This window comes from Peribacillus sp. YIM B13481, assembly GCF_042787985.1.
GTDB lineage: Bacteria > Bacillota > Bacilli > Bacillales > DSM-1321 > Peribacillus > Peribacillus simplex_A.
Map to the genome: position 1 here is coordinate 32,510 of NZ_JBHZPE010000006.1, position 12,402 is coordinate 44,911.

9 protein-coding genes and 1 pseudogene are annotated in these 12,402 nt (G+C 39.4%); 8 read left to right on the top strand and 2 right to left on the bottom strand.

Annotated features, from left to right (window positions below; genetic code table 11):
* Positions 1-101: 101 nt before the first annotated feature.
* From ACFX4X_RS05980 to ACFX4X_RS06000, 5 genes are all read left to right on the top strand, one after another.
* A complete protein-coding gene (locus tag ACFX4X_RS05980; protein ID WP_377382476.1) occupies positions 102-1,301 on the top strand; it encodes an amidohydrolase in 1,200 nt (399 codons plus the stop codon).
* Positions 1,302-1,785: 484 nt separating this feature from the next.
* A complete protein-coding gene (locus ACFX4X_RS05985) occupies positions 1,786-3,141 on the top strand; it encodes an APC family permease (RefSeq protein ID WP_377382479.1) in 1,356 nt (451 codons plus the stop codon).
* A gap of 27 nt (positions 3,142-3,168) precedes the next feature.
* Entirely contained in the window at positions 3,169-4,794 is a 1,626-nt protein-coding gene (locus tag ACFX4X_RS05990) for an amidohydrolase (protein WP_377382482.1), read from the top strand.
* 33 nt (positions 4,795-4,827) lie between these two features.
* Positions 4,828-5,733 (top strand): carbon-nitrogen hydrolase, encoded by a 906-nt coding sequence (locus ACFX4X_RS05995; RefSeq protein ID WP_377382484.1) that lies wholly within the window; start codon positions 4,828-4,830, stop codon positions 5,731-5,733.
* Positions 5,734-6,301: 568 nt separating this feature from the next.
* Positions 6,302-6,442 carry a hypothetical protein gene (locus ACFX4X_RS06000; RefSeq protein WP_155727232.1) on the top strand — a complete coding sequence of 47 codons (141 nt, stop codon included), beginning with the start codon at positions 6,302-6,304 and terminating at the stop codon, positions 6,440-6,442.
* Between the two features lie 499 nt (positions 6,443-6,941).
* Here ACFX4X_RS06000 and ACFX4X_RS06005 read toward each other — a convergent pair.
* Together ACFX4X_RS06005 and ACFX4X_RS06010 are read right to left on the bottom strand one after the other, a co-directional pair.
* Positions 6,942-7,178 (bottom strand): annotated as a pseudogene (locus ACFX4X_RS06005) (2-oxo-4-hydroxy-4-carboxy-5-ureidoimidazoline decarboxylase); the annotation flags it as partial.
* Positions 7,179-7,498: 320 nt separating this feature from the next.
* Positions 7,499-9,115 carry a PucR family transcriptional regulator gene (locus ACFX4X_RS06010; protein ID WP_377382487.1) on the bottom strand — a complete coding sequence of 539 codons (1,617 nt, stop codon included), beginning with the start codon at positions 9,113-9,115 and terminating at the stop codon, positions 7,499-7,501.
* Between the two features lie 404 nt (positions 9,116-9,519).
* Between ACFX4X_RS06010 and ACFX4X_RS06015 the strand changes: the two genes are divergently transcribed.
* The 3 genes from ACFX4X_RS06015 (at position 9,520) to ACFX4X_RS06025 (ending at position 12,371) form a co-directional block, all read left to right on the top strand.
* Positions 9,520-9,735, top strand: a complete 216-nt coding sequence (locus ACFX4X_RS06015) for a Rieske 2Fe-2S domain-containing protein (protein ID WP_167555967.1) — start codon at positions 9,520-9,522, stop codon at positions 9,733-9,735.
* A 111-nt stretch (positions 9,736-9,846) separates the two neighbouring features.
* Positions 9,847-11,094: an allantoate deiminase gene (gene allC, locus ACFX4X_RS06020; protein ID WP_284471603.1), complete on the top strand. Its 1,248-nt coding sequence runs from the start codon at positions 9,847-9,849 to the stop codon at positions 11,092-11,094.
* 14 nt (positions 11,095-11,108) lie between these two features.
* A complete protein-coding gene (locus ACFX4X_RS06025) occupies positions 11,109-12,371 on the top strand; it encodes a pyridoxal-phosphate-dependent aminotransferase family protein (RefSeq protein WP_377382492.1) in 1,263 nt (420 codons plus the stop codon).
* Positions 12,372-12,402: the final 31 nt, after the last annotated feature.

Sequence of the window (12,402 nt, forward strand, 5' to 3'; positions counted from 1 at the left end):
TATCTACTGTTCAAGTTATGATTCTTTGCGTTGAAAAGGAGAGAGAAGCGACTATAGGGTTAGTCCACAATTAGTTTTTTGTAGAAATTAATAACCAAGATTTGCTTAAAGCATTTGAAGATCTGGACAATGCAGGGAAATTGACCTTAAGATACGATTTAGGGTTATGGGCTGATGAAACCAAAGGGACAGAGCAGATTGGGAGATTTAAAGAAGCGCGTGACAAATATCAAGGAGAGTTGTACAAAATAGATACAATTAAAATATTTTCTGACGGCGTCGGTGACAAGCAATTGGTTTGGGATCAAGAAATCTTAGAGGAGACCGTGGCTGCTTTAGATAAAGAGGGTTTCCGCGTCTATATCCATGCGATTGGCAATCAGGGATTTTACCCCAGTGGTAATTCTTTGGACGCTTTTGAATATGCAGCTGAAGTAAATGGAAAAAGAGATTCCCGACATGTGATTACCCATCTCGACTGGGTTCGGGAAGATGATGTTTCCCGGTTTAAGGACTTAGGGGTAATACCTGTTCCTCAGCCCGCTTGGTTTGGTAATGATTGGTATGGTGGTATAAGAGTTGAAGAGTTGAAGAATCTTAATCGGATGAATAGCTATTTTGAAGCCGGAATACCCGTTGCTTCATCAAGTGATTTTCCTTCCACCAGTGAATTTCTAAGTGACTTCCGGCCTTTTACAGGAATAGAGGTAGGGATAACAAGATTGGATCGGGACAAAACTGATCAAACCGATCTAAAGAAAGTATTATGGCCTAAGGAAAAAGCATCTCTCGAGGAGATGATTACTAGCTATACAATCAACGGGGCTAATGTGATTTTCGCAGAGGATGAAAGAGGCTCTATTGAAGTGGGCAAAAAAGCGGACTTGGTCGTTTTGGATAAAAATCTCCTCGAGATTCCAGAAACGGAAATTAATGAAACGAAGATCTTGTTGAATTTGTTCGAAGGGAAGGAAGTATTCCGTGATCCCACGTTTATAAATGCATCCTATATAAAGACACTTGTTGAGCAATTCGAAGAAGATGGGGAAATTGTCAACCATGGTGTTGCCCGTTCACTACAGGCACATTTGGATACAGTGGTCCGTTTTGAAAAACTGGAAGCAGCCAAAAGGATTGTCAAGCACCTTCAAAGGTTTAACAAGTTACTTGACAAGCATAAAAAAGATGGGTTGATATCCGAGGATGCGTATAACACCCTTAAAACTTGTACTGATTCTTTAATTAAGAAGTGGCAAAAAGATTGCAATAAAGGCTTGGGTTACCAAGTTGATGTCGAATAATGTAGTTTCAAGGGGAGGGATGTTGTTTGATTCGGGGTCTCTTTCTCATAAATAAATAAGTTTTGAGGGTTTTTCTCTATATGTGAGAATTCGGGAAATTAAAATCTAATAATTTGAATCGTCCTTCTTAGGGCTATTTCAATGGAAAAATGTCGCAATAAGCATTAATCCCATCTTAAACAATCGCGAGATTTGCGTGTCATACCAGATACAATTTATTGATGACGCCATTACGGCACGTAGCTTATTTCGAACCTTATTCGTATCAACCAGAATACACGGTGAGACATCTTCATAGCTAACGAGTATTTATGCAACCTTAAATAATTGGTGCAATATTGCATAAAACTATTAATCTATTAAAAAATCTGTATATTGTAAATATTTAAAATATACCGGTAATTAAATCGTTAAATAATCAATCTCCGCTTGGTATGGTATTTGCATATTAGTTAATTAATCACGAATAAGGGTGGAGTGATACATGGAGAATGCAAAATTAAGACGTACGTTAACAGTATTTCCTTTAGTGTTATTTGGATTGGCTTATATGGCACCTACAACAGTTTTTTCTACTTATGGGGTGGTTGCGGAAATAACGAAAGGGATGGTGCCAGCTGCTTATATTATAGCTTTAGTTGGTATGTTGTTTACAGCCTATAGTTATGGTCAAATGGTTAAGGCCTATCCTGTTGCTGGTTCTGCATATACATTTACTCAAAAGGCTCTAAACCCTCATCTTGGCTTCTTAGTAGGCTGGGTTATATTATTGGACTATTTATTTTTGCCAATGATCAATGGATTACTAATCGCCATTTACTTAAACGCATATTTTCCATCCGTTCCTTTTTCCGTCTGGTTAATTGGCTTTGTAATTTTAATCACCACTGTAAATATAATTGGAGTGAAAATAGCAACAAAAATAAATCTTTTACTAGTTGCCTGTCAATTCTTAATAATAGTTATATTTACATTCTTGTCAATTAAAGGGTTACTTAACGGAATGGGTTCAGGAACATTATTCATGAGTTCTCCATTTGTGAATGGTGATATACCACTATCTTTAGTATTAGCGGGATCTTCCATTTTATGTTTATCCTTTTTAGGATTTGATGCTGTTACTACATTTTCAGAGGAAACCATTAATCCTAAAAAAATAATACCAAAGGCTATTTTCCTCGTCGCATTAATAGGGGGAGGTCTGTTTGTCACCATCTCATACATCAGTTACCTTGTTTACCCAAATTTCCAAGCCTTTAAAGATGCAGATTCCGCCTCCTTGGAAATTGCTATGTACATCGGGGGTAATTTATTTCAATCTATTTTTCTAGCAGGTTATATTACCGGGGGGCTGGCGTCTGGTTTATCAGCTCATGCAAGTGTTTCGCGACTTTTGTATGCGATGGGGAGAGATGGAGTTCTTCCAAAGCGAATTTTTGGTCATATTCATCCAAAATTTCAAACTCCAACACACAACATCATCTTAGTGGGCATTTTTGCTTTATCTGCGTTATTTATTGATTTAGTGACAGCATCATCCTTTATTAACTTTGGAGCGCTCGTGGCATTTACGTTTGTTAATCTTTCGGTTATTTCCCATTATTTTATTAAAGAAAAACAGCGAAACGGAATTAACACACTGAAGTACCTAATATTGCCGCTGATTGGTACTGGTTTTACAATTTGGTTATGGACTAGTCTTGATTCAAAGGCACTTTTACTCGGACTAGGATGGTTTGGAATTGGTTTCATCATGCTCCTTTCTAATACGAAAATGTTTAGTAAACGGCCACCAGAGCTTTCTATTGATAGTGCGATTAAAAAAGAAATTCAAGCATAAAAGCTATATTCATTGAGGAGGATAAAAATGGTAAATGCAGACATCATTCTTTCTGGTCAACATGTTTTCACTGGGTTACAAGATGAGCCAATAAAAGCAGCTATCGCTATTAAAGATAATAAAATTATTAAAATCGGTTCTAAAGAAGATGTAATGTCATTCCTTGGAAATCAAACAAAAGTGTATGACATGGATGACGGACTAATTATTCCGGGATTCCATGATTTTCATATGCACATTATGATGGGAAGCATTTTACAGAAGGACAGTGCCAAATTATTTGATGCAGATTCAGAAGAAGATGCAGCCAAAATAGTAGGTGAATTTGCAGAAACGAGACCAAATGATGAGTGGATATTCGGCGTGGGTTGGGATCATACCAATTGGAAGAACAAAGTGCTGCCACATAGAACAACACTAGATAAATATATTAGTGATCGCCCTGTTTTATTATTCAATGCAGAAGTGCATTACGCATGGATCAATAGTAAAGCAATGGAAATGATTCAATTAACGAAGGATACCCCAGATCCGGAATATGGAGAAATTGGAAAAGATGAAAATGGGGAACTGACAGGCCTCCTATTTGAACAGGCAATTGGGTATGCATCAGAGCATGCATACAAATTACCGAAAGATAAACGTGTAAAACTATTCCAAGGTTTCCTTAATGAAACAAAAAGATTGGGAATTACATCCGTTAATGATTTATATGGAGCTAAAATTGCGCCAAATCCATTAGACGATCTTAAAATTTTTAAGGAATTTGAGCGAGAAGGGTTACTTACAACCAGAATTCACTTTTCGCCGGAGTTAAAAATGGATTTAGCTGCCGCAAAGGAATTACAAACAAATTATCAGTCAGACAAGCTCACCTTTTCTGGATTAAAACAATTTATAGATGGTGTTGTGACAAGTCATACTGCTTTTTTATTGGATCATTACAAAGACCGTCCAGATACAAAAGGCGGAACAACTTATCCAGCTGAAACAATTAAACAATTAGTAAAAAAGGCAGATAAGGAAAATTTTCAAATTCGTTTCCATGCAATTGGTAACGGTGCAGTCCGCTTAGCATTGGATGCATTTGAAGAAGCGAAAAACGTAAATGGAGAAAGAGACGCTAGACATGTCATTGAACATGTGGAGGTATTGCATCCGGATGATGTTCATCGCTTTAAGGAATTGGATGTAATCGCTTCCTTTCAACCTAAACACATTGAATTAATGGAAAGTGAGGCATATACAGCCAGGATCAGTGAAAAACAACAACCTCTCTATTATCCTATCAAAACACTAGTGGATACTGGTGCTAAAATTGCCTTTGGTACAGATTTTCCTGTAGTGCCCCTAAATCCTATGATGGGTATTTATCAGGCAATCACCAGAAAAGATTTAATCGGGAAGGCGTGGCAAGAGTCGGAAGGAGTAACATTGGCACAAGCGTTAAAATACTACACGGCCATACCGGCATTCGGGTCATTTAGAGAAAATGAATTAGGCACATTGGAAGCAGGGAAGATAGCGGATATCGCTGTATTAAATAAAAATTTATTTAGCATATCAACAGAGGAAATTCTTGAAACAGAAGTGAAGATGACGATCATGGATGGAAAGATCGTATATGAAAACCAGGTCGTTCAAACTGTATAAGATAAAAAATAATAAAAGTGAGGTAGTGAGAAGATGTCAAAAGTAAAAGTTGGCCTTATTCAAATTCGTTGCGGAGAATCCATTGAGCAAAATATTCAAAAAACGATAGAGAAAATAAAAGAAACAGTAAATAAAGGTGCACAAATCGTTTGCTTACAGGAATTATTTTCTTCGCAATATTTTCCGCAAACGGTCAGTGTGAAAAATTATGATTTAGCTGAAGACGTAGATAGCGGTGGATTAGCTGAAATGGTTGAATTAGCAAAGGAATTAGCAATTGTCTTGATTGTACCTTTTTACGAAAGAGCAGGTGCCGGTATTTATTTTAATAGTGCAGCTGTATTTGATGCTGATGGAGAATGTTTAGGAATTACAAGAAAAAATCATATTCCGGATGGTCCCCAGTATCATGAAAAATATTATTTCGTTCCAGGCAATACAGGGTATCCTGTCTATGAAACGGCTTATGGAAAAATAGGAGTCGGGATTTGTTGGGACGAGTGGTTTCCAGAAGTAGCCCGAATTTTGAGCTTACAAGGTGCAGAGATATTATTCTATCCTTCCGCTATTGGTTCAGAGCCAGATCATCCCGAGATATCAACAAGATCATCCTGGGAAAAGGCAATTTCTGCTCATGGCATTTCTAATGGTGTATTTGTTGCTGCGACAAATCGAGTGGGCCAGGAGAAGGACATGAATTTTTACGGCGGTTCATTCATTAGCGATACATTCGGGAATATTTTAGCTTCACTTGATGATGAAGAAGGAATTATTGTGCAAGAAATTGATTTAAAAGAGATAGAAAAGACTAGAAAAATGCTGCAATTCTTTAGAGATCGACGTGTCGATACATACGGACCTATATTACAAAAAGAAATACTTCCAACCCCATCCCTTCAAAAAAGGGAGCGAACAGGGCGCTGTTCAGTTAATCATTAAAAGGAATAGCAGGCCGGAGTACCTGCTTAGACTGTAGACAAACCTGATAATGATCGAGTTTGCCGGAATCATTATTTTGCATGCCAGGCACTCACTTTCCACGGGCGGTAAGGGAGCCTTCCCGTCGCCCTTTGCCCCTGTGGGTTCTCCCTTGGACGCGCTAAATTTTAGGTGGAGTTATTCGTGGTACAACTGAAAACACAGGTGTACCTGGTGTGCTTGCAGCAGTTACAAAACCGACTGCATTGTTTAGATAATCTATAGTTCAAAAGAAAAAAACCAATTTTCCTTTATGGAGAGTTGGTTTTTTACGCTGTTCGAATGGCCGCTAATGTAACAGCATTCTATTTCTTGCTTTAAAGAAATAACGTGTGAATTAGCTTTTGATCGGGGCTGTCGCTAAGGCGGCTTTTCCTTTATAGGACGGTTAGCTAAGAACAATATGGGAAATACTAAAAGAATGAAAATCTTACCGAATTTTCAGAAAAATACATTGACGGGAAATTACAGTTGTTATATATTATTAATAAGTTAAATTTATTGTTATATAACAGAAGGAGGAGTCAAGATGATGAATATTCAGGATAAAGCCTATGAAAGTTATTTAAAGATTTGTGAAAGGTATGAAATAGAGTCGATAAATTTCGACCACTTCATCAAAAACTTAACTAAAGATCAGTTGGATGAATACAGTAAATTAGCCGTATAAACGAAAGGGCGTGATTGCACAAGATGGACCTCCAGGTTGATGTAGATGTAGAAGCCAGTTAGAAACCCCACCAGTTGATATTGGGAACAGGTGGGGTTTTGTTATGTGTTTTAAGAGGTTATTTTTAATTACTCTACTTCATTAAGTAGAGGGGGGAAATCAAAATTGATTTTAGTTGGAATGATAAAGAGGTATTTATTCGGAAAGCAAGGAAAAAATGGAACAGTTATAAAGTTGGGTAAATTGTTGGTATCGGAAATGATCATATTACATAGTAAGGTTAAGAGATGGAAAGCAAACGTGGATTAGGAAAGATAGGATTATACTTTGGTATTAATGGGTTCCCTAAGGGGAGTTTTTTATCCTAATCCACAATAATGGTTAAATTTGTAACAGGCCTTTCCGATAAATATTACAATTCGGTATATTTCCTTTCAATTTTCCTGAACTCTTCTGAATGTCCAAATAAGGTATCCAATACGGCTGTTTATAAGTCCTATTAATCCGCGCCGCGCTGTTCCTTAATAGAATCATCACTCATTTCAACTTTGTCCCCAAAATTCGGGTGCTTCCTGATTAACATTAACTTTTCTTCCTTTGATGAATTGCTTACAATGTCCACCATGCATCGATGCAGGTTGATTATTGGTGAAAAGTGCCTATTGGCAGCCGATTTTTCTGCAATCCAAGGTGAATGTTCAAAAGTATCACCAAGGAACTTCGTGAACTCCTTTTCGCTTAGTGCATTTAGTGACTAAGGGGAATCATCTTCCAGGATCCTTTTATCTACTTTTTGCCATTTGTATCGGCACCAGGAAGGCATCAACATACATGGTAAGAACATGCTGAAGACCCAAGAAGGCCTTGGACTTATTAATTCTTTCATTCATAAAAAAACTCCTTTCCTAACGTGTTGTCGTATTATATCGCGCCGTTTTGTTTTGATTAATATTATCAAAATTAAAAATCAGAAAATTGTTATTGGTTAGATTATACAATTTTTGGCTGTTGATATAGACAACTTGCATAAAGTGAAGGGAGGTGAGACTGATGTTTTTATAGATTGAGTAAGGATTTAATGCGAAGGGCAAGTCGTATCTGGAGTGTGGTCTCTGAATCTTTTAAGCTCTTGCCGAGTAGCTCTTCACATTTCTCGAGTCTGTACACAACGGTGTTCCGGTGAACGAATAATCTTTTGGCAGTTTCGGATATTTGGCAATGCGTTTCGAGATAGACGGATAATGTCTCTAATAAGGATTGCTCCTCCTCGGTGAAAATCTTTGGAAATCCCTGTAGTGCAAAAAGATAAAAGTTCTTTAAGTCTTCTTCGGGGAGGATTCTCAATAATTCCATAATATCCCTCGTCCGGAAAGTTTGGATATATTCTGTCCTTTTCGAACGACCTCCTTCCAGAAGGGAGTCGTTCGCTTCTTTGTAAGAGTTTTTTGTTTGTAAAAAACTCGGGCTCATAAGGCTCACTCCGAAAGAAATCGTGCAGTCGAACTGGCTGGATATTATCTTCTGCAATGATTTAAGCGAGATTTCGACAGTTTGGAGAACATCGGCAAAGACTTCACTCACTTCGTATAAAAGAATGCATTTCTTACCTTTTGTAAAGAGATGGATGGGATTAGGTGATATGCGAAGCTCATCTTCTAAAAACTCGTATATCGAATCAGCCCTTCGTTGCAGCTGTGTGTAACTTTTGGCCGATTCGGATTCATCGATTTTTCCGACTGCACATATATAGGCTTGTTCATTATGTAAGGAAAACTCTTTTGCCCGGTTTATGATTTCCTCTTGTGAGGAGAAACTGCCATCCAGAAAATGAAGGAAGAAATCATTTCGGGTATTTCGATCATGCTGTTTAAGGGCATGCTCTTTCATCAAGGCAAAAGAAATGACATTAGTTGCCTGCTCTATCGTCAGTGTTATGAGGTTATCACCAGTCTTGATTTCCCCTGATATCGTCAAATAGCCGATTTTTTCTTCATACATACAGATGGGGAATATTGTATAGGTTCGTTTATTGGATAGAGATGAAAAGGAAATGAATGAAGTTTTGGTTTTATGAAATCGGAATCCTTCATCACTCATTTTTTTGATTATTGGAATAATTCCGGATGTTGAAATTGGATGGAATATCGGATTAAGATACTGGTCAATTAATATGATGGGGTATCCAATCATATCCGATAAATGATCAAGGAGCTTTTGTATTCCTTTCCCCCGCATAATTAAGTTTGTGAATTGCTTATGTGTTTCCATTGCAAATGTCAATTCCGCTGCCCGTTGATCCAAAATCCCCCGTAATGTATGGTTGATAATTTCCCCAAGTGACATTTCTGCCGGGAGATCAATGATTGGAAGGGATAATTCATTGGCAAGAACTAGTACGTCCTCAGGAATTTCTTTTAGAAATCTACTTGTCTTTATCCCGAGGGCTGCGCAACCCTGGTTTGCCATCGCTTCGACGAGTGATGACAAAAGGCGTGGGTTATCCTTTACGTGATAAGCCGTGGTCACAAGGAATTCATTTGGTTTTAAAAAGTTGATGATATCTGGAGCATCCATCATGTTGACTGTCTGGACTTTGCGTTCGTTCCCTGTTTCTCCGGCAATTATATTCATGCCGGTTAAAGCGGGCATTGTTAAAAGATCTGTTACCTTCATCTGAAACACCTCATTTGGGGAAATTAAATTATTGAGTGTGATTTTATAAATACAGCTGTATATGAATCCAATGAATTAAATCGGGTTTTACATGTCCTGTATATCTTGAATCATTACGATTACACACATGCTTTGCGGATTTTAATTATCATATCATACAAATCCTTTGGCATATCTTACGAACTTCATTGTTTGGTTTATTGTTAGGGTGTATAAAAATAGGTTTTTGTGTAAGGTTTTATAAAAATTAACGTGAGAATAAGGGCGGCGATAAAATGAGTGAAAGCACAGTTACTTCAAGTAAGAAAAAAAGAGTAACGCCGTTTTCGAAAGAATGCAGATTCAGCTATGATTAATAGGATGTATTATCGCAATATTGGTTTCGTGTGGCTGCAGTGGGGGAAGTGTCGGAAAAACCGATAGGCATTAAACTTCTGGGTGTACACCTTGTCCTTTATCGGGCCAGTGGGAAGATTATCGTTGCAAGGGACCTTTGTCTGCATCGTGGTGGGCGGAGAGTGATGAAATCGTATGCCCTTACCACGGTTTTCTGCACCCTCTTCCTTTACAGGCATTATTTGATTGCTTTTCGTTGGTTATTTTGCACAAAAATACCCTGAAATACTAACAGAATTGTCAATGAAGTTATATGCGAAAGCAAGTAAAATAATAGATAACATAAATTTGTGAATATTCATAACATGAGTGGATATTGGAAGGGAGGCGATGGGATGGGCATTCAAATCGAACAGTCCATAAATGAAAAGGACGAAGTTGCTTCGATGATTGAATGGTTAGCATCTTTCGGGGCAACGGAGAGTGATGGGGTGACCCGGTTATTATATTCCAAGGAATGGATGAGCGCTCAGCAGGCAATGAAAGCTGAGATGGAAAAAGAAAACCTTATTACATATTTTGATAGTGTAGGCAACTTGTTTGGCAGGCTTGAGGGAACGGGCCCCTCCGGTGAAACCATTTTGACCGGCTCTCATATAGACACTGTCAAGGATGGAGGGAAATATGACGGTGCATATGGGGTCGTCGCTAGTTTCCTGGCAGTTAAGAGGTTGTATAAAGCCTATGGAAAACCGCGGAAGACGATTGAAGTCGTTTCCTTTTGTGAGGAGGAAGGAAGCAGATTTCCTTTAACGTTTTGGGGATCGAGGAATATTAAAGGAGTCTATAGTCTTGAGCATGTCAGGGATTTAAAGGATACTGAAGGAATTCCTTTTTTGGAAGCCATGAAAAAATCAGGGTTTGAACCTGAAGATTATATAACCCCAGTCCGGGATGATATTGAACGGTTTGTCGAAATTCATATAGAACAGGGGATGGTACTTGAAAAGAATGAGAATACGATTGGGGTCGTCAGCCATATTGTCGGGCAGCGCCGTTATGCGGTCAAAATCATTGGTGAGAGCGATCATGCGGGCACCACTCCCATGTCCTATAGGAAGGATGCAGTCGGTTTTGCTTCGGAATTCATCTCTTTTTTAACGAAAAAAGCGAAGGGGATGGACCCGGGTTTAGTTGCGACTGTCGGCAGAATGAATGTTAAACCTAATGTTCCGAATGTCATTGCTGGTGAAGTGGAGTTCAGTCTGGATATCAGGCATCACAAGGAAGTGATTATTGAAAAGTTTTGTAAGGAGATCTTTTCCACTCTCGATTCCTTGGCGAAAGAAGCTGAAATGAAGCTGGAGGTTTCACAATGGATGGATGTCAAACCTGTCGCGATGGATCGGGAAATGAATCGCCTTGCCCGAAAGATAGCTGAAGATAAAAATATACCTTACCAAGATATGGTCAGCGGAGCCGGGCATGATGCACAGGTATTTGGTTCTTATTGTCCGACTTGCCTGCTGTTCGTTCCAAGTAAGGGTGGGATCAGCCATTCGCCTAAGGAGTTTACGAGTGTTGCCGATATGGAAAAGGGAATCGACGTTTTAAGTGAAATACTATATAAATTAGCTTATTAAAAGGAGTGGTTAAAATGGCATATTCAGAATTGAATGCACCGATGAGAACGATCATGACACCAGGCCCGGTCGAAGTGGACCCGCGTGTCTTAAGGGCGATGAGCACACCGATATTAGGGCAATTCGATCCTGCATTCACTGCTATCATGAATGAAGTGATGGAAATGCTGCGTTTGGTTTTTCAAACGAAAAATAAATGGGCGTTCCCGATAGATGGCACCTCAAGATCGGGGAATGAAGCGATTCTATGCAGCATCATTGAGCCGGGTGATAAAGTACTGGTTCCGATATTCGGAAGATTCGGTCACTTGTTGGTGGAAATTTGTGAGCGATACGGAGCTGAAGTCCATACGTTGGAATGTCCTTGGGGAGAGGTGTTCGAACCTCGGGCTGTCATCGAGGAAATCAAGAAAGTCTCCCCTAAAATAACAGCAATCGTCCATGGGGAAACCTCCACTGGTTGTATGCAGCCACTGAAGGAAATCGGGATGGCCTGCCGTGAATTGGGTGTCCTGCTTGTGGTGGATGCGGTTGCTTCCATCGGGGGAACGGATGTAAAGGTGGATGAATGGTGTATTGATGGATTGATAGGCGGGACTCAAAAATGTTTGTCCGTTCCTTCAGGTATGGCGCCGATTACGTATAATGAACGAATAGAAGAGATCATCCAGTCCCGCAAAAAGGTGGAACGTGGTATTGCGACCGATGAAGACAACCAAAAGGTTTCGCTCCGCCGTCCGATCACCAGTAATTATTTCGATTTAAGCATGTTGCAGGATTATTGGGGACCGCGCCGTTTGAATCACCATACAGAAGCTACTTCCATGATTTATGCGTTGCGTGAAGGATTGCGCCTTGTGCTTGAAGAAGGTCTGGAGACGCGTTTTGCCCGTCATGAACTCCACGAAGCTGCTCTCGTTGAAGGGATCAAGGCGATGGGACTAACGTTATTCGGGGATGGGAAAAACAAACTTCCGTGTGTAACTTGCATCGAAATTCCAAAAGGAATCGATGGGGAAGCTGTAAGAGCCATGCTGTTGAATGAATTCAGTATCGAAATCGCTTCCTCGTTTGGTCCGCTTCACGGGAAAATCTGGAGGATCGGGACCATGGGATTCAGCTGTAGGAAAGAAAACATCCTCTTTGTATTGGCCTCCTTGGAAGCTGTCCTTTTGCGCCAGGGGTTCCAAGTGAATCGGGGAGAGGCTTTGCAGGCTGCACTCGATGTGTATGTGGGAAAGACGGAGAAAGTGGTTGCATCCAGGGGAACTCTTTGATTTTATAAAACTATTTTGGAGGAGTTGTCGT

What these genes read in the sequence shown, in the direction of transcription:
- ACFX4X_RS06025 (WP_377382492.1), top strand. Translation starts at nt 11,109, where the DNA reads ATGGCATATTCAGAATTGAATGCACCGATGAGAACGATCATGACACCA.
- ACFX4X_RS05985 (WP_377382479.1), top strand. Translation starts at nt 1,786, where the DNA reads ATGGAGAATGCAAAATTAAGACGTACGTTAACAGTATTTCCTTTAGTG.
- ACFX4X_RS05995 (WP_377382484.1), top strand. Translation starts at nt 4,828, where the DNA reads ATGTCAAAAGTAAAAGTTGGCCTTATTCAAATTCGTTGCGGAGAATCC.
- ACFX4X_RS05990 (WP_377382482.1), top strand. Translation starts at nt 3,169, where the DNA reads ATGGTAAATGCAGACATCATTCTTTCTGGTCAACATGTTTTCACTGGG.
- allC (WP_284471603.1), top strand. Translation starts at nt 9,847, where the DNA reads ATGGGCATTCAAATCGAACAGTCCATAAATGAAAAGGACGAAGTTGCT.
- ACFX4X_RS06010 (WP_377382487.1), bottom strand. Translation starts at nt 9,115, where the DNA reads ATGAAGGTAACAGATCTTTTAACAATGCCCGCTTTAACCGGCATGAAT.
- ACFX4X_RS06000 (WP_155727232.1), top strand. Translation starts at nt 6,302, where the DNA reads ATGATGAATATTCAGGATAAAGCCTATGAAAGTTATTTAAAGATTTGT.